The organism is Corynebacterium bovis DSM 20582 = CIP 54.80 (assembly GCF_030408615.1).
In the GTDB taxonomy this organism is placed as follows: domain Bacteria; phylum Actinomycetota; class Actinomycetes; order Mycobacteriales; family Mycobacteriaceae; genus Corynebacterium; species Corynebacterium bovis.
In genome coordinates this window covers 296,714-315,412 of record NZ_CP047187.1, presented here as the reverse complement: position 1 = coordinate 315,412, position 18,699 = coordinate 296,714, and the positions used below count along the sequence as shown (strand labels likewise).

Genomic DNA, 18,699 nt, shown 5'->3' with positions numbered 1-18,699 from the left:
GTCAGGACATCCACCCCGACCGCGGGGACCGGAGCTTACGCACGTCCGCGATCATCGGGATCTGCATCGGCACGCGGAGGAACGCGATCGCCCGCTTCACCGGGGTCTCGTTCCGCCAGTCCCACGCCATCTTGATGTTGCCCGGCCACACGCCGAGGAGGAACCACGCGGCGGCCCGGCCGGCGGCCTCCCGGGTGCCCGGGTTCACGATCGCGGCGCCGAGGGCGAGCTCCACCGCACCGCTGCCGTAGGTCCACTGCGTCTGCGTGCCCGGCAGTTCCTCGGGGACGAGGTCGTTGAACGTCTCCTTGTGGATGAAGTGGAGGATGCCCGCGCCGGTGAACACCGTGGCCCACACGCCCGTGCGGATGGCGTTGCGGCGGCGCGCGGCGGCGGCACGCCTGCCGGTGACCGTGTCCATGACGTCCTGCACGGAGTTCTTCGCGGCGTCCGCCACGGCTGTCGTCGCCGAGGTGCGGCGGCGGGTCGTCCCGATCTTCATCGTCCTCATCCTCACTGTCCTGTGCGTGCGTGTCTGTGCGTCGGCGCACGGCGTCGTGCGTGTCCGGGCATGTCTGTCATGCCTGCGCGGGGCCGCGGGTGTCCGCGGACCTCGCTGCATGCCACGTTACCCCCCGGGTGTGCGGCACCCCGGACGGCTCACCCACCTGTGATACTTGTGCGTCCGGCGAAGGCGCGGGAGAGCGTGAGCTCGTCGACGAACTCCAGCTCCCCGCCCATCGGGATGCCCGAGGCCAGGCGGCTCACGCGGAGACCGGGGAAGTCGCGGAGGAGCCGGCCGAGGTAGCTGGCCGTGGCCTCGCCCTCGGTGTTCGGGTCGGTCGCGATGATGACCTCCGTGATCTCGGGGGCCGGCGCGTACTCCACGCCGTCGTCCCCCTGGCCCGGGTCCCCACCGGACCCGGTGGGGGTCACCGCACCGGCCCGGGCCCCGGCTTTCCCGCCGATGACGACGTCGGGGACGTTCCCGCCGATGCGCTGGACGAGCTTCGTGACGGTCAGTTCCTTCGGGCCGACCCCGTTCAGGGGGTCGAGCGCCCCGCCGAGCACGTGGTAGCGCCCGCGGTACTCCCCGGTGCGTTCGATGACCTGGATGTCCTTCGACTCCTCGACGACGCACACCGACGACGTATCCCGGGAGGAGTCCGCGCAGATCCGGCAGACGTCCTCCTGGGAGATGTTGTGGCAGATCCGGCAGAACGTCACGCCCTCGCGCAGCCGGCCGAGCGCCGCGCGCAGCCGGTCGACGTCCTCGGGGTCGACCTGGAGCAGGTGGAACGCGATGCGTTGGGCGCTCTTCGGCCCGACGCCGGGCAGGCGGGAGAATTCGTCGATGACGTCCTGGAGCGGACCTTCAAACACTGTGCGACCTCTGTCGGTGCGGGGCGTGGGTGGGGGTCGGGGGCCGGGGCCCGGCGCGGGTCGCCCGGCGACGGGGCTCCCGGCGGGGGCCGGGTCAGAGCCCGAGGCCGCCCATGCCCTGGGACAGCGGCCCCATCTTCTCGTCGGCGAGGTCGCGGAGGTTCTGGTTGGCCTCGCGGAACGCCCCGACCACGAGGTCCTGGAGCGTCTCGACGTCCTCCGGGTCCACGACCTTCGGGTCGATGGTGAGGTCCCGGACCTCGCCGTCGCCGCCGAGGACGACGGTCACGAGCCCGTTGCCGGCGGTGCCCTCGACGGTCGAGGCGACGATCTCCGCCTGCGCCGCCTGGAGCTGCTGCTGCATCTGCTGGGCCTGGGCCATGATCTGGTTCATGTCGGGCTGGCTCATGGTGTTCCTTTCGTCCGGGCTCGGGGGCCGGGGCTGTCGTGGGGTTGTCTCGGGGGACGTGCTCGGCAGGTCCCGCGTGCCGGTGGGGGTCTGTCAGGGTGTCGACGCCACCCTCGCGACGCCCGGCCACTGTACCGCGGGTCAGCGTGTCCGTTCGCCGCCGAGGTGCTGTTCGATGAGCTCCCCGGCGATCTCCAGGGGCGTGCGGTGATCGTACTGGCTGGGGCCTCCCCGGTCACGGTCCTCGAGCATCTCGTCCTGTTCGCGTTGCCGGCGTTCCTCCGGGGTCTCCCGGCGCCCGCGCGGGTCCGGGCCGGGGCCCGTCGCGCCCGACGGGTCGGCCGCGGGGTCCGGTCCGGTGGCGGGGCCGCCCGGGGTGGCGGGCCCGGCGCCGGTGCCTGGGCCCGGGCGGGCGGGGCCGGTGCCGGGGGCCGGGGCGTGCGCGACGTCGCCCGGTTCGCCGGGGCCGCCACCGTCCCACGGGTCCTCCGGCGGTTCCTCGGGCAGGGGGACGCCGTTGAAGCCCTGGTCGAAGGCGTATTCCCGGCGCGCCTCGATGGTCGCCTTCCGGGCACGCCACCCGGTGAGCGGCCCGGTCCCCTGGTCGGTTCCCTGCCCGGTGCCGACGGCCCCACCGCGGGTCGCCCCACCGGGGGTGCCGGTGCGTCCGGACCCGTCGCCGGGGGAGCCGGCCTGCGCCGCGCCCCCGGCCTGGGCGGCCATGCGCTCAGCGCGGGCGCGTTCCATCGCCCGGGCACGCTCGAGTGCCGACGACGCGGCGGACACCGGCGGAACCGGGTCCTCCCCGGGGACCGGGGACGACGGCGCGGCGGCCGGGGACGACGAGGCAGCCGGCGCGGCGTCGCCCGGCGCAGATGTGTCCTCCGGCTCTGGTGGCGCGTCGGGCGTCGCCGGGGTGGCCGGCGTGGAGCCGGGGTCACCGGTGTCCGTCGACCCGGCGCCGCCGGTCATCCCGTCCGGCGTGGGCGTGTTCTCCGGCGCGGCCCCGGCACCGTCACCGTCAGCCGAGACCGCCTGCGGTTTTCCCGGCGGCTGCCCGGTGGACGGTTGTGGCGGCTGCTGGACGGTCCGCCCGCCGACCGTCGCCCGGACCCGGACCGGTGCGCCGACGGCACGACGCCCGGCCTCGGCGAACGCCTCCGCCTGGTCGGCGTTGGTGACGAACGCCGCGAGGGCCCCGGTGTGGTGCCGGAGGTCGACGGTCACGGTGCCGTCGTCGCCCCGGGTGGCCTCGACGGGCTCGGCCCCACGCGCGGCGATCCACGCGCTGAGGGTGATCTCCCGCAGCTCCGCGAGGACGCGGTCCCACAGCTCGCCGACCGGGAGGTCCCCGGCCGCGGCGGCGTCCGGCTGCGACGACGGCGTGACGGGCTGTCCGGCGGTGTCATCCCCGCCCGGCGCAGCGGTGTCGTCCGTGCTCGATTGAGCCGTGTCCTGCCCGGCCCCGGCGTCGGTGCCGGAGGCGGAGGCGGACGTGTGTCCGGCGGTCTCATCCGCGCCCGGCGCAGCGGTGTCCTCCGCACCCGGCCCGGCGCTGTTCCCCGCGCTCGACGGAGCCGTGTCCTGCTGGCCCCGGGCGAGCCGCCGGTTGCGCTCCACGATCTCCCGCGCGCGACGGGCCTCGGCGACGGTGGGGTCCTCCTCCGCCGCGTCCGCTGCCCCGTCCGGGGTCCGGTCCTGCACACCGTCCGTGGCGTCGTCCCCGCCGGCACCGCCGGGAGTGGCGGGAGTGGCGGGCGAGGCGGAACTGTCAGCCCCGGCGGAACCGTCCGGCGTCGCCGTCGAACCCGTCGAACCCGTCGAACCCGTCGTATCGGTCGTATCGGTCGCATCCGTCGCGCCAGCGTCCGGCGACGTGGCCGGCGACGCGGCGGGTGTCTCCACACCGTCGGCCATCGCCGCCGTCGTCGCCGCCCCGGCGGCCGTGGCCTGCACGGCCTCCGGGGACTCGCGCACGGTCGCCGCGGACCGGTCCACGTCCCCGCCCGTGGTCGCCGCACCCGTGCCGGTCGCGCCGTCGCCGGTGCCGGCCGCCGCGGCACCGGCGGCCTCCCGGGCCGCCCGCTCCGCAGCCTCGCGCGCCTGGCGCTGGGACCGGCGCTCGTACCGCTTCCCGGAGGACAGCGACGGCGTGCCCTCCCCGGCACCCGGTCCCCCCGGGACGGCGCGCACGCCACCGGACTCGAGGGCCTCGATGCGCTGCGCCAACGCCTCCACGGTCGTGCCCGCCGCCGGCAGGGCCATGCGGGCGCACAGGATCTCCAGGAGCAGCCGGGGTGCCGTCGCCCCGCGCATCTGCTCCAACCCCTCGTTGACGAGGGCCGCGCACCGCGTGAGCGTCGCCTGCCCCAGGTCCTGGGCCTGCTCGGAGAGGATCTGCCGCTGGTCCGCGGGGGCGTCGACGAGCCCCTGCTCGAAAGCGTCCGGCACGGCCTGGACGACGAGCAGGTCCCGGAACCGGTCCAGCAGGTCGGTCGCGAACCGGCGCGGGTCGTAGCCGGCGTCGATGACCTCGTTGACGCAGCGGAACAACGCCGCCTGGTCGTGCCCGGCGAGGGCGTCCACGGCCCGGTCGATGAGCGCGGAGTCCGTCACCCCCAGCAGCGCCAGCGCACGGGTGTACGTCACCCCCTCCGGCCCCGCCCCGGCGAGCAGCTGGTCCATGATGCTCAGGGAGTCACGGGGGGACCCGCCGCCCGCCCGGATGACCAGCGGGTACACCGCGTCCTCGACGATCACGCCCTCCTCCCCGCAGACCTTCTCCAGCAGGCCGCGCATGGCCGGCGGGGTGAGCAGGCGGAAGGGGTAGTTGTGCGTCCGCGACCGGATCGTCGCCAGCAGTTTCTCCGGCTCGGTCGTCGCGAAGATGAAGATGAGGTGCTCCGGCGGCTCCTCGACGATCTTCAGCAGGGCGTTGAACCCCGCCGAGGAGATCATGTGCGCCTCGTCGATGATGAACACCCGGTAGCGGGACTCCGCCGGCGCGTAGAACGCCCGGTCGCGCAGCTCCCGCATGTCGTCCACACCGTTGTGCGTCGCGGCGTCGAGCTCCGTGACGTCCAACGTCCCCGGCCCCCCGGGCGCCAGGGCCACGCACGAGTCGCAGACCCCGCACGGCGTGGACGTGGGCCCCTCGACGCAGTTCAGCGACCGGGCGAGGATCCGGGCCGACGACGTCTTCCCGCAGCCACGCGGCCCGGAGAACAGGTACGCGTGGTTGATCCGGCCGCTGTCGAGGGCTGTCGACAACGGCTCCGTCACGTGCTCCTGACCCACGACCTCGGCGAACGAGGCAGGCCGGTACTTCCTGTAGAGTGCCACGGCTATCAGCCTACAGTCCGGTCCGGACAGCCCAGGAGGCCCGCGGTCAGACCGCCACGGCCGGCCGCCGGACGTCGTTGAGGTTCACCCCGGACGCCGCGAGCACGTCCTGGAGCGCCGGCACACCGTGGGCGGCGGCGTAGTCCGCCTCCGGGTCCGTGAGCATCATGAGCTGCGCGACGACCGTGAGCCGCCCCGGGTGCGTGAACTCGTGGTGCGCCGCACCCCCGGCGTGCCGCCCGCCGGCGGTGACCTCGTGCATGTTCGGCACGCCCCGGTCCCACACCCAGGGCACGACGAGCAGCCCGTGCCGCGCGGTCAACGACGCATCGACGTGCTCGCCCAGGTCCCGCAGCATCGTCCCCGGCTGGGGGCTGTGCGTGTGGGGGTCCTGGGCGATCATCGTCGCGGCGGCGGTGACCAGCGCTGCGGCCGTCGTCCCTCCCCCGGCGACGACCGTGAGCAGCTCCACCCGCAGATCCGACCCGTCCTCGGTGACGAGCCCGGGTTCGATGCGCGCGGCGTCGGCGGTGACCGCCACGGTCTCCCCCGCAAGCTGCACCTCGGCGACGTGGAAGTCCGGGAAGCTCGGGCCGACCTGCCGGACCGTGAACTGCGGGTCGTCCGGGAGGATGCTGCGCAGCCAGATGCGGCTCTCGTCGAGATTCACCCGGTCAGCGCCCCTCGGCCTCGGGTGCACCCTCGGCCGCGGCCTCCGCCTCGGCACCGGACGTCGCCGCGTCATCCTCCGCCGTCCCGGCGGCCCCGGCGCCACCGGCCGCGCCCCCGGCCTCGACGGCCTCGATCGCGGCGAGGATCACGCACGTCGCCACACCGTCCATCGCCGTGACCAGCTGCTCGGTCGTCGGCATCGACGGCGCGAGGCGGATGTTCCGGTCGTCGGGGTCGTGCCGCAGGGGGAAGGACGACCCCGCGGCCGTGAGGGACACGCCCGCCTCCCGGGCCAGCTCGACGACCCGCGCGGCGGTGCCGTCGAGAACATCGAGCGAGATGAAGTACCCACCCTCCGGGCGGGTCCATTCGGCGACCCCGAGCCCGCCGAGCCTGCGGTCGAGGATCTCCAGCACGGCCCGGAACTTCGGCGCGAGCGAGTCCGCGTGCCGGAGCATGACCTCCCGCACCCCGTCGGCGCTGCCGAAGTAGCGGGCGTGCGCCAGCTGGTTGACCTTGTTCGGCCCGATGGACCGCACCCCGGCGATGGACCGGTACCAGTCCAGGTTCTCCGTCGAGGAGTTGAGGAACGCCACACCCGCGCCGGCGAAGGTGATCTTCGAGGTGCTGGACAGGTGCCAGAACCGGTTCGGGTGGCCGGCCTCGGCGGCGAGGGCGGTGACGTCGATGATCTCCGGGAAGGTGTCCGTGAGCGTGTGCACGGCGTAGGCGTTGTCCCACACCACGCGGAAGTCGGGGGCCGCGGTCTCCATCTCGGCGAGCTGCCGGGCGACGTCGCGGGAGATCGTCACCCCGGTCGGGTTGGCGAACACCGGGACCGTCCACATGCCCTTGACCTGCGGGTCACGGACGAGTTCCCGGACGGCGTCCATGTCCGGGCCGTCCTCCCGCAGCGGGACGGTCACCATCCGGTAGCCGAACCGCTCGGTGATCGCGAAGTGGCGGTCGTAGCCGGGCACCGGGCAGATCCACGTGACCTGCTCCTCCTGCGACCACGGCCGGGGCGAGTCCTGCGTGCCGAAGGTGTGCGCCCAGCTCACCAGGTCGAACATGATGCTCAGGCTCGACGCGTCCCCGGCGATGAGGGTGTCGACGGGAACGCCGAGCACCTCCGCCCAGATCTGCCGGATGTCGGCGATCCCGCTGGCCCCGCCGTAGTTGCGGACGTCCGTGCCGTCCCCGGCGACGGGTCCCCGGCCGGGGAGGGTGAGCAGGGAGTCGGCGAGGTCGAGCTGCTCCGGCGACGGCTTCCCCCGCGTGAGGTCCAGCGCGAGCCCCTTCGACCTCAGTTCCTCGTACCGTGCCCGGGCCTCGTCCTTGAGGGCGAGCAGTGTCTCTGTACGGACGTCATCCTGCGTCATGTCCCCCGGTCCTCCTGTGGTGAATGGGGTCGGCTGTCTCGTGTCCGCACCGAGTCTACCGGGCCAGGTGAGGGGTGCCGACGCTGCACTCCCGATGCACCCCCGGCGGCGCCCCGCGGCCCCCCGCCGGATACCCCGCACCCCCCGACGGCCCTGGTCCGGGACCGCCCCGCACCCCCGGGCGGGGCCCGACGGCGGCCCGGGGACACCGGGCGTCACAGGGCACCCGCACGTCGCAGAGCCTCGGGCGTCACAGCCCCCCCCCGGGGACGCTGAAAAGTCGAAGGACCCCGCGCACCCGTCAGAGCTCACTGACCCTTGCTGCATTCCTGCCCTGGGGGAGTTCGCGAGATGGACGCCGCACGGGATCCGGTCCACCAGCGTAGCGGATGACGAACGGTCCGGACAACCGGGCTGGGCCCGGTCCGCGCTGACCGCGTGCCGGCCGCGTGCCGGCAGTGCCCCCGACACCCGGCACCCACGGTGTCCTGGCATTTTGTTGTCCGGCACGGGGCATGTGTATATTCATCGGCGGAGGATTCGACTAGCGGCCTATGTCACACGCCTGGAACGCGTGCGGGAGTCACATCCCTCAGGGGTTCAAATCCCCTATCCTCCGCCAGCAGAACCCCCCGGTCCTCGGATCGGGGGGTTCTTTGTTGTGCGCGCACGGGGTCAGGAGGGTCCGGGCCGGGCCGGGTCCTCCCGACCGGGAGGGACGACGTCCCCCTCCGCGACCCGACGAGCCCCCACGGAGGCGGCGCCCTCCCCTCCTACGCCGAACCGGCACCGGTGTCCCACCCACACCGAACGGCCGCCGCCCCTCAGACCGAACCGGCACCGCTCCCCCACCCATGCCGAACCGGTGCTGCTCCCCCACCCACGCCGAACCGGTGCTGCTCCCCCACCCACGCCGAACGGCCGCCGCTCCTCCCCCTGACCACAGGGAGTGGAACGACGGCCGCGTCGGGCTATCTCACCTCAGGTGACAGACCCCCGACCCCCGCAGGGGCCGGGACCTGTCCGGGGAGTGACTCAGCGGTCACCTCCCTCCGAGCGGCGACGCCGTCCGAGGACGAACATCACCGCACCGGCAGCCAGCAGCACCAGGCCAGCCAGCAGGGCGTAACCCAGGCCGGCACTGACACCGGTCTTGGCCAGCGCCCCACCCCGGTTGTTCTCCGGGGCAGGCGGCGTCGGCGCCTGCGGGGCAGGAGCCGGCGGCACCGGAGCATTCGGAGCCGGCGGGGCCGGAACCTGCGGAGCCGGCGGGGCCGGAACCTGCGGAGCCGGCGGGTTCGGAGCCGGCGGCACCGGCGGGGTCGGAACCTGCGGAGCCGGCGGCGCCGGCGGAACCGGCGGGAGCGGCGGCAGGATCGGGATGATCGGGATGATCGGGATCACCGGCGGCGGCGGGGTCTTGTCACCCGGCGGCGGCGTGTGAGCGAATCCCGGATCCTCCGGCGACTCCACCGGCGGCGGAGTGCCCTCACCCGGAGGCGGCGTGACCTCGCCCGTCGGAGGCGGCGTCTGACCACCCGGAGGCGGCGTGACACCACCGGTCGGCGGGGTCTGACCACCCGGAGGCGGCGTGACACCACCACTCGGCGGCTTGTTGCCACCCGACGGCGGCACACCGATCGCCTTCGCGACATCATGGTGCACCGTCGCCGACGCCTGCGGCGCCTTGATCGTCGCCGTGAAGACCACGGTCTCACCGGGCTTCAGGCTGTCGACCTTCTCCGGGGTGATGCCCTTAACCGGAGCATCGGACTCGGTGACGATGCGGTCCACGACGCGGACGTCGTTGAGCACCTGGTCACCGGTGTTGGTCACCTCGTAGGTGACCTTCATGTCCGAGCCGGGCTTGACCTCGACACCGGGCACGACGTTGGCGTCGTCACCGTTGATCTTCTTCACGACCTTCAGACCACGCTTCGGCGGAGCCGGAGGCTCAGCCGGCGGCGGGGTGTGAGCGTTACCCGGATCCTCCGGCGAATTCACCGGCGGGGTCCGAGGATCGTTCGGATCACCCGGCTTCGACGGGTCCGTCGGGCTCGGCGGGACACCGTAGGCACGGGCAACATCCGCGTGCCACTTGTTGTCACCCTCCGGAGCCTTCACCGTCGCCGTGAACGTCACCTTCGCACCAGGCTCAAGCTTCTCCACCGATGCCGGGGAGATGCCCTTGACCTCGGCGTTGCCGTCGGTCGCGATCCTGTCGACCACAGAGACGTTGAACAGCGGACGGTTACCCGTGTTCTCCACCTCGTAGGTGATGTTCATGTCAGACCCCGGCTTGACCTCGACACCAGGAGCGGTGTTGGCGTCATCACCGTTGATCTTCTTGACGACCTTCAGGCCGTCCTTCGGCGTCGTGTGAGCGAACCCGGGATCCTCCGGCGAATCCACCGGCGGAACACCAGGCTTGTTCGGCTCATCCGGGCTCGGCGGCTCAGCCGGCTTCTCCGGATCGTTCGGGCTCGGCGGCACACCATGGGCCTGCGCCACATCGTGGTGCTGGACACCACCGGCAGCCGGCGCCTTGATCGTCGCGGTGAACTCCACCGTCTCACCCGGGTTCAGACGCTTGGCCTTCTCCGGATCAGACGCGGTGATGTCCTTCACCTCAGCGTTGTTCTCCGAGACGATCTTGTCGGTGACATTGACGTTGAACACCGGACGCTGACCATCGTTCGTCACCCGGTAGGTGATCTTCATGTCAGCGCCAGGGGCAACCTCAACACCCGGAGCCTCATTCGCATCATCGTCACCGATGAGCTTCTGAAGCTTCAGGCTGTCCTTCGGCGTGGTCCGGGCAAACCCGGGGTCCTCCGGCGAATCCACCGGCGGAACACCAGGCTTGTTCGGCTCATCCGGGCTCGGCGGCTCAGCCGGCTTCTCCGGATCGTTCGGGCTCGGCGGCACACCATGAGCCTGCGCCACATCGTGGTGCTGGACACCATTAGCAGCCGGCGCCTTGATCGTCGCCGTGAACGTCACCGTCTCACCCGGGTTCAGGCGCTTGGCCTTCTCCGGATCAGACGCGGTGATGTCCTTCACCTCAGCGTTGTTCTCCGAGACGATCTTGTCCGTGACGTTGACGTTGAACACCGGACGCTGACCATCGTTGGTCACCTCGTAGGTGATCTTCATGTCCGACCCCGGAGCGACATCAACACCAGGCTCGGCGTTGGCGTCATCACCGTTGATCTTCTTGACCAGCTTCAGGCTGTCCTTCGGCGTCGTGTGAGCGAACCCGGGATCCTCCGGCGAATTCACCGGCGGAACACCAGGCTTGTTCGGCTCTTCCGGGCTCGGCGGGACACCAGGCTTGTTCGGCTCAGACGGGCTCGGCGGCTCACCGGGCTTACCCGGCTCCGACGGACTCGGCGGCTCGGTCGAACTCGGCGGATTACCCGGCTTACCCGGCTCCGACGGACTCGGCGGCTCGGTCGAACTCGGCGGATTACCCGGCTTACCCGGCTCCGACGGACTCGGCGGCTCAGTCGAACTCGGCGGGTACCCGGCTTACCCGGCTCCGACGGGCTCGGCGGCTCGGTCGAACTCGGCGGGTTACCCGGCTTATTCGGCTCCGTCGGGCTCGGCGGCTCACTCGGGCTCGGCGGCACACCATGCGCGGTGGCCACATCGTGGTGCTGCGCACCATCAGCAGCCGGCGCCTTGATCGTCGCCTTAAACGTCACCGTCTCACCCGGCTTCAGCTGATCGACCTTCTCCGGGGTGATGCCCTTCACCTCAGTGTTGTTCTCCGACACAATCCGGTCGGTCACACTGACATCGGACAGCGGGCGGTCACCCGTGTTCGTCACCTCATAGGTGACATCCATGTCAGACCCCGGAGCAACCTCAACACCAGGCTCGGCGTTGGCGTCGTCACCGTTGATCTTCTTGACGACCTTCAGCCCATCCTTGGGCTTCGTCGTCGCATTACCCGGATCCTCATTCGACTCCACCGGCGGAACAGCAGGCTTGTTCGGATCATCCGGACTCGGCGGCTCGGTCGAACTCGGCGGATTACCCGGCTTACCCGGCTCCGACGGGCTCGGCGGCTCGGTCGAACTCGGCGGGTTACCCGGCTTACCCGGCTCCGACGGGCTCGGCGGCTCGGTCGAACTCGGCGGATTACCCGGCTTACCCGGCTCCGTCGGGCTCGGCGGCACACTCGGGCTCGGCGGCACACCATAAGCCTTCGCCACATCGGTGTGCAGCTTGTTACCCGCCTCCGGCGCCTTAATCGTCGCCGTGAACTCCACCGTCTCATTCGGATTCAGCTGCTTGGCCTTCTCCGGATCAGACGCGGTGATGCCCTCGACAACCTTGCCACCCTCAGTGGTGATCTTGTCCGTGACGCTGACGTTGAACACCGGGCGGTCACCCGTGTTCGTCACCTCATAGGTCACCTTCATGTCAGACCCCGGCTCAACCGACACACCAGGAGCGTTGTTGGCGTCATCACCGTTGATCTTCTTGACCAGCTTCAGCCCATCCTTGGGCTTCGTCGTCGCGTTACCCGGATCCTCATTCGACTCCACCGGCGGAACAGCAGGCTTGTTCGGATCATCCGGACTCGGCGGCTCGGTCGAGCTCGGCGGATTACCCGGCTTACCCGGCTCCGACGGGCTCGGCGGCTCGGTCGAACTCGGCGGATTACCCGGCTTACCCGGCTCCGTCGGGCTCGGCGGCTCACTCGGGCTCGGCGGCACACCATAAGCCTTCGCCACATCGGTGTGCAGCTTGTTACTCGCCTCCGGCGCCTTGATCGTCGCGGTGAACTCCACCTTCTCACCCGGGTTCAGCTTCGCAGCCTTCTCCGGCGTTGCGGTGGTGATGTTCTTCACCTCAGCGTTGTTCTCCGAGGTGATCTTGTCGGTGACACTGACGTTGAACACCGGACGCTGACCATCGTTGGTCACCTCGTAGGTGATCTTCATGTCAGACCCCGGCTCAACCGACACACCGGGAGCGTTGTTGGCGTCATCACCGTTGATCTTCTTGACCAGCTTCAGGCTGTCCTTCGGCGGGGTGTGAGCATACCCAGGATCCTCCGGCGAATTCACCGGCGGAACACCAGGCTTGTTCGGCTCCGACGGACTCGGCGGCTCACCGGGCTTACCCGGCTCCGACGGGCTCGGCGGCTCAGTCGAACTCGGCGGGTTACCCGGCTTATTCGGCTCCGTCGGGCTCGGCGGCTCACTCGGGCTCGGCGGCACACCATGCGCGGTGGCCACATCGTGGTGCTTCACACCATCAGCAGCCGGCGCCTTGATCGTCGCCTTAAACGTCACCGTCTCACCCGGCTTCAGCTGATCGACCTTCTCCGGGGTGATGCCCTTCACCTCAGTGTTGTTCTCCGACACAATCCGGTCGGTCACACTGACATCGGACAGCGGGCGGTCACCCGTGTTCGTCACCTCATAGGTGACATCCATGTCAGACCCCGGAGCAACCTCAACACCAGGCTCGGCGTTGGCGTCGTCACCGTTGATCTTCTTGACGACCTTCAGCCCATCCTTGGGCTTCGTCGTCGCATTACCCGGATCCTCATTCGACTCCACCGGCGGAACAGCAGGCTTGTTCGGATCATCCGGACTCGGCGGCTCAGCCGGCTTCTCCGGGTCGTCCGGGCTCGGCGGCACACCATGAGCCTTCGCCACATCGGTGTGCAGAACACCACCGGCAGTCGGCGCCTTGATCGTCGCGGTGAACTCCACCTTCTCACCCGGGTTCAGCTTCGCAGCCTTCTCCGGCGTTGCGGTGGTGATGTCCTTCACCTCAGCGTTGTTCTCCGAGGTGATCTTGTCGGTGACACTGACGTTGAACACCGGACGCTGACCATCGTTGGTCACCTCGTAGGTGATCTTCATGTCAGACCCCGCGTCAACCTCAACACCAGGCTTGGTGTTGGCGTCATCACCGTTGATCTTCTTGACGATCTTCAGGCTGTCCTTCGGCGGGGTGTGAGCATACCCAGGATCGTCCGGCGAGTTCACCGGCGGAACACCAGGCTTGTTCGGCTCAGACGGGCTCGGCGGCTCAGTCGAACTCGGCGGGTTACCCGGCTTATTCGGCTCCGTCGGGCTCGGCGGCTCACTCGGGCTCGGCGGCACACCATGCGCGGTGGCCACATCGTGGTGCTTCACACCATCAGCAGCCGGCGCCTTGATCGTCGCCTTAAACGTCACCGTCTCACCCGGCTTCAGCTGATCGACCTTCTCCGGGGTGATGCCCTTCACCTCAGTGTTGTTCTCCGACACAATCCGGTCGGTCACAGTGACATCGGACAGCGGGCGGTTACCCGTGTTCGTCACCTCATAGGTGACATCCATGTCAGACCCCGGCTTGACCGCAACACCAGGCTCGATGTTGGCGTCGTCACCGTTGATCTTCTTGACGACCTTCAGCTCATCCTTGGGCTTCGTCGTCGCATTCGCCGGATCCTCCGGCGAATTCACCGGCGGGCTCTTCGGATCATTCGGATCACCCGGCTCATTCGGGTTCGTCGGACTCGGCGGCAGACCATGAGCCTGCGCCAGATCCGTGTGCAGCGTCCCACCGGTGGCCGGCGCCTTGACCTTCGCGCTGAACGTCACCGTCTGGCCCGGGTCGAGCTTCGCAGCCTTCGCCCGATCATCCGCGGTGATGTTCGTCACAGCTGTGTCACCCTCAGTGATGATCTTGTCCGTGACATTGACGTTGAACACCGGGCGGCCACCCGTGTTCGTCACCTCATAGGTGACATTCATGTCCGCATCCGAGTCAACCGACACACCAGGAGCCTGATTCGCGTCATCCCCGTTGATCTTCTTGACGACCTTCAGCCCATCCTTGGGCTTCGTCGTCGCATTCGCCGGATCCTCCGGCGAATTCACCGGCGGGCTCTTCGGATCATTCGGATCACCCGGCTCATTCGGCTTACCCGGCTTCGGCGGCACACCATGAGCGCTCGCCTTATCCGTGTGCAGCGTCCCACCGGTGGCCGGCGCCTTGATCGTCGCGGTGAACGTCACCGTCTCACCCGGATTAACCCGATCAACCTGCGCCGGGGCGATGTTCTTCACCTCAGCGTTGTTCTCCGACTCCACCCGGTCCGTGACAGTGACGTTGAACACCGGACGGTTACCCGTGTTCGTCACCTCATAGGTGACATTCATGTCCTCACCCGGGTTAACCGACACACCAGGAGCGTCGTTGGCGTCATTCCCGTTGATCTTCTTGACGATCGTCAGACCATCCTGAGACTTCGTCGTCGCATTCGCCGGGTCCTCGTTCGAGTTCACCGGCGGGGTCTGCGGATCCTTCGGATCATCTGGCTCATTCGGCTTCCCCGGCTTCGGCGGCACACCATGAGCGGTCGCCTTATCCGTGTGCAGCGTCCCACCGGTGGCCGGCGCCTTGATCGTCGCGGTGAACGTCACCGTCTCCTTCGGGTTCAGCTTCGCAGCCTTCGCCCGATCATCCGCGGTGATGTTCGTCACGGCCTTGTCGCCCTCAGTGGTGATCTTGTCCGTGACATTGACGTTGAACACCGGACGGTTACCCGTGTTCGTCACCTCATAGGTGACATTCATGTCCGCACCCGGCTCCACGGTCACACCAGGAGCGTCGTTGGCGTCATTGCCGTTGATCTTCTTGACGATCGTCAGCCCATCCTTGGGGTTCGTCGTCGCATTCGCCGGATCCTCATTCGAGTTCACCGGCGGGGTCTGCGGATCCTTCGGATCATCTGGCTCATTCGGCTTCCCCGGCTTCGGCGGCACACCATGAGCGGTCGCCTTATCCGTGTGCAGCGTCCCACCGGTGGCCGGCGCCTTGATCGTCGCGGTGAACGTCACCGTCTCCTTCGGGTTCAGCTTCGCAGCCTTCGCCGCATCAGACGGCTTGATGTCCGTCACAGCCTTGTCACCCTCAGTGGTGATCTTGTCGGCCACGGTCACGTTGAACACCGGACGGTTACCCGTGTTCGTCACCTCATAGGTGACATTCATGTCCGCACCCGGGTTAACCTCCACACCAGGAGCGTCGTTGGCGTCATTGCCGTTGATCTTCTTGACGATCGTCAGCCCATCCTTGGGGTTCGTCGTCGCATTCGCCGGATCCTCATTCGAGTTCACCGGCGGGGTCTGCGGATCCTTCGGATCATCTGGCTCATTCGGCTTACCCGGCTTCGGCGGCACACCATGAGCCTGCGCCAGATCCGTGTGCAGCGTCCCACCGGTGGCCGGCGCCTTGACCGTCGCACTGAACGTCACCGTCTGGCCCGGGTCGAGCTTCGCAGCCTTCGCCCGATCATCCGCGGTGATGTTCGTCACGGCCTTGTCACCCTCAGTGGTGATCTTGTCCGTGACATTGACGTTGAACACCGGACGGTTACCCGTGCTCGTCACCTCATAGGTGACAGGCATGTCCTCACCCGGCTCAACCTCAACACCAGGAGCCTCATTGGCATCGGCGTTGTTGATCTTCTTGACGATCGTCAGCCCATCCTGAGACTTCGTCGTCGCATTCGCCGGATCCTCGTTCGAGTTCACCGGCGGAGTCTGCGGATCGTTCGGATCACCCGGCTCATTCGGCTTACCCGGCTTCGGCGGCACACCATGAGCCTGCGCCAGATCCGTGTGCAGCGTCCCACCGGTGGCCGGCGCCTTGATCGTCGCACTGAACGTCACCGTCTGGCCCGGGTCGAGCTTCGCAGCCTTCGCCCGATCATCCGCGGTGATGTTCGTCACGGCCTTGTCACCCTCAGTGGTGATCTTGTCCGTGACATTGACGTTGAACACCGGACGGTTACCCGTGTTCGTCACCTCATAGGTGACAGGCATGTCCTCACCCGGCTCAACCTCAACACCAGGAGCGTCGTTGGCGTCATTGCCGTTGATCTTCTTGACGATCGTCAGCCCATCCTTGGGCTTCGTCGTCGCATTCGCCGGGTCCTCGTTGGACTCGACCTGCGGCGCATTCTGCCCGGGGGCGTTCGGGTTCTTCGGGTCAGTGGCCACACCGTGGGCCTTCGCCACGTCGGTGTGCAGGGTGCCACCGGTCGCCGGGGCCTTGACCTTCGTGCTGAACGTCACGGTCTGGCCCGGGTCGAGCTTCGCAGCCTTCGCCTGATCATCCGCGGTGATGTTCTCAACAGCCTTGTCACCCTCAGTGGTGATCTTGTCGGCGACGGTCACCTTGTACACCGGCATGCCACCGGTGTTCGTCACCTCGTAGGTGACGTTCATGTCCTGACCGACCTCAACGGACACACCGGGGGCGTTGTTGGCGTCGTCCCCGTTGATCTTCTTGATGATCGCCAGGGCACCCGGCTTCGGCGGATCAACCGAGACACACGCCTCGTTGTTCGCGTTGCCGTCCGTGTCGCCGGACATCTCCACACCGTTGCGCACGCCGTCGGGATTCTCCGGCGTACATTCGGCCGGGCGCTGGTTCTCGAGGAAGCCCGGCGGGGTCCGGCCCTTCAACGTCACGGTGAAGGTCTTCTTTCCACCCGGCTCAAGCGGAACACCCGGGGTGACTTCGTAGGTTCCACCGTCACCGACCTCGACCTGGTGGCCGTCGACCATCACGGTGTCGGCCACGAAGTCGCTGTCCTCCACCGGCCGGTCGTTCACCGACGGTGACGTCCCGGCCACCTTGCTGCTGTTCGTGACGGTCACGGTGAACTCCGCGGTGAAGGTTCCGTCGGACCCTGCGGTGATGCGCTTGGTCTTCGCGGTCTTCTCGACGCTGAAGTTCGCCTCCGGGGTGTTGGCGAAGACCGCCTCCACCGTCTGTCCACGCTGGACGTTCTGGATCTTCTGCGACGGCGAGGTGATCATCACCGGATCCCCCACGGGCTGCCGCGTCGTCCGGTCGATGATCTTGTAGTAGGAGCCGGTCGGCTCCCCGTTGACCATCTTTCCGGGGACGAACTTGAAGCCGGGCTTGGAGTCCGTCTTCTCGGCGAGGGTGACGTCGCTGTGGGCGTCCTTACGGTCGCGCGCGTAGTAGCTGATGCCCCAGTGCGCGATGTTGTCGTCACCGGTGGTCCGCTCCTGGTCCTTCAGGACCAGGGGGTTCGCACTGTCGTCCGTGTCGTTGTTCGGGTTCAGAGCAGCCAGCGGAAGATTCGCCGGGTTCTCGCCGCGCCCGTTGTCGACCGTGCCCGCGAAGTTCTCTGCGGAGATGTCAATCGCCCAGTCCTTCGCCGGGGACTGATCGGCGACGGGCTTACCCGCCGCGTCGACGATCACCTTCTTGGCGTTGACGCCCGTCTGACAGGTGATCTGGTTACCCGCGTAGCGGAGACTCTCGGCCAGGCGGCCCCAGTCCGTCGCGAAGTAGTCCAGGCCGCTGACCGGGCCACTGACGGCCTTCAGCTGGTTGGAGCTGTCGGTCTGGCCGGGGTTGGCCGCCCAGCCGGCGCCGATCGTGACGATGCGCGTGCCCATCGCCTTGATGAGGTTCGCGCGGTAGATGCCGGCCTCGATGGCCCGGACGCTACCGTCGTTGTTCGGGCCCTCAACCTGACGGCTCCAGTGGTTCGGGTCACCGTCGGTGATGAAGATGACCTCGTCGTAGTGGTACTGCTTGTTCGCCTCGTAGACGGCAGCGAGACCCTGCTCCCAGCTGGTCGCGTCGTCGAAGTTGTTGAGGTTGTGCTCACGGATCTGCTTCTTGATCTTCTCGGCGTCCGTGTCCACATTCAGGGGCTCCGGGAAGTTCTGCTGGTCATCCCCGGGGGAGAGCTCAGCGAAGCTGAACGACGCGATCTCCGCGCCGGTTCCCAGGAGGTTGTCGACGAAGCCGTCCGGGCCGTAGACCGCATTGCGCAGGTTGTTCTTGTTCCCGCTGTCCTCGATGGAGAGCGTGGTGTCCATGACCAGCGCGATCCGCGGGCCACGCGGGTAGCAGGTTCGCGCGGCCTCCAGCGGCGGGTTGTCCAGGGACTGGGCAGCGGCACCGAAGGACCGGCGGTCATCATCGATGTCGCTGGTCAGCGGGAAGGAGTAGACCTTCCCGGACTGCACCCGCACGGTGTACCCCGGGTACGGGGCGTTGTGCCGGTTTTTCGCGTTGCCGTGGTCGCCCCAGTTGAAGTAGTCCATGTGGAACGAGCCCTGGGCGTCGTTGACCTGCTTCACGGCGTACCGCTTGTTCAGGTGCGACTGCGGGATGACGATGTCACACGTGCCCTGGTCGTTGGTCGTACAGCTCGCCCAGTCCGCGTTGACCTTCTCCTTCGCGCCCTTCTCCTGAGCGTCATCCTCATCGGAGTCGGCCGTCCAGAGCTCGAACTTCAGGCCGCTGGAGTAGCGGTAGTCCGTGGACTGTGCCGCGGTCGCGCGCTTCGGTGCCTCCCACGGATTGTCGGAGAACGCCCGGGCGTTGATCCGGAGGATCGCCGTGCCCGCCGGGGCGGATTCCCCCGCGGCGGCGTACATGACCGGATTCTTCACCTCCTTCCCTGCGCTCTTCCCGTCCGCCGCAGCGGCCAGGGTGGTG

At 68.6% G+C, this 18,699-nt stretch carries 8 protein-coding genes, 1 tRNA gene and 1 other RNA gene; 1 reads left to right on the top strand and 9 read right to left on the bottom strand.

The window, feature by feature from the left end; all coding sequences use genetic code 11:
- Nucleotide 1: 1 nt before the first annotated feature.
- The 7 genes from CBOVI_RS01075 to ffs form a co-directional block, all read right to left on the bottom strand.
- Nucleotides 2-511 (bottom strand): DoxX family protein, encoded by a 510-nt coding sequence (locus CBOVI_RS01075; protein ID WP_232625774.1) that lies wholly within the window; start codon nt 509-511, stop codon nt 2-4.
- Nucleotides 512-660: 149 nt separating this feature from the next.
- Nucleotides 661-1,383, bottom strand: a complete 723-nt coding sequence (gene recR, locus CBOVI_RS01070) for a recombination mediator RecR (RefSeq protein ID WP_010269421.1) — start codon at nt 1,381-1,383, stop codon at nt 661-663.
- A 94-nt stretch (nt 1,384-1,477) separates the two neighbouring features.
- Nucleotides 1,478-1,792, bottom strand: coding sequence for a YbaB/EbfC family nucleoid-associated protein (locus CBOVI_RS01065; RefSeq protein WP_010269417.1), 315 nt, complete (start codon nt 1,790-1,792; stop codon nt 1,478-1,480).
- Between the two features lie 141 nt (nt 1,793-1,933).
- Complete coding sequence (locus tag CBOVI_RS01060) at nt 1,934-5,134, bottom strand: DNA polymerase III subunit gamma and tau (protein ID WP_183273696.1); 3,201 nt, start codon at nt 5,132-5,134, stop codon at nt 1,934-1,936.
- A 46-nt stretch (nt 5,135-5,180) separates the two neighbouring features.
- Nucleotides 5,181-5,804 carry a suppressor of fused domain protein gene (locus CBOVI_RS01055; protein WP_010271286.1) on the bottom strand — a complete coding sequence of 208 codons (624 nt, stop codon included), beginning with the start codon at nt 5,802-5,804 and terminating at the stop codon, nt 5,181-5,183.
- Between the two features lie 4 nt (nt 5,805-5,808).
- Nucleotides 5,809-7,188 (bottom strand): aspartate aminotransferase type Ic, encoded by a 1,380-nt coding sequence (locus CBOVI_RS01050; protein WP_010271288.1) that lies wholly within the window; start codon nt 7,186-7,188, stop codon nt 5,809-5,811.
- A gap of 279 nt (nt 7,189-7,467) precedes the next feature.
- Nucleotides 7,468-7,562, bottom strand: an RNA gene (gene ffs, locus CBOVI_RS01045) — signal recognition particle sRNA small type.
- 159 nt (nt 7,563-7,721) lie between these two features.
- Between ffs and CBOVI_RS01040 the strand changes: the two genes are divergently transcribed.
- Nucleotides 7,722-7,810, top strand: a tRNA-Ser gene (locus CBOVI_RS01040).
- Between the two features lie 413 nt (nt 7,811-8,223).
- On the opposite strand, the gene CBOVI_RS01035 is transcribed toward CBOVI_RS01040, so the two are convergent.
- Both CBOVI_RS01035 and CBOVI_RS01030 read right to left on the bottom strand, forming a co-directional pair.
- On the bottom strand, nt 8,224-10,470 hold the full coding sequence (locus CBOVI_RS01035) for a DUF7507 domain-containing protein (protein ID WP_010271291.1): 2,247 nt from the start codon (nt 10,468-10,470) through the stop codon (nt 8,224-8,226).
- Complete coding sequence (locus CBOVI_RS01030; protein WP_183273695.1) at nt 10,467-18,653, bottom strand: DUF7507 domain-containing protein; 8,187 nt, start codon at nt 18,651-18,653, stop codon at nt 10,467-10,469. The genes CBOVI_RS01035 and CBOVI_RS01030 overlap by 4 nt, the downstream gene beginning before the upstream one ends.
- Nucleotides 18,654-18,699: the final 46 nt, after the last annotated feature.

Bases quoted from the DNA above. Each gene is read 5' to 3' on its own strand.
- CBOVI_RS01075 (WP_232625774.1), bottom strand. From the start codon at position 511: ATGAGGACGATGAAGATCGGGACGACCCGCCGCCGCACCTCGGCGACG.
- CBOVI_RS01065 (WP_010269417.1), bottom strand. From the start codon at position 1,792: ATGAGCCAGCCCGACATGAACCAGATCATGGCCCAGGCCCAGCAGATG.
- CBOVI_RS01050 (WP_010271288.1), bottom strand. From the start codon at position 7,188: ATGACGCAGGATGACGTCCGTACAGAGACACTGCTCGCCCTCAAGGAC.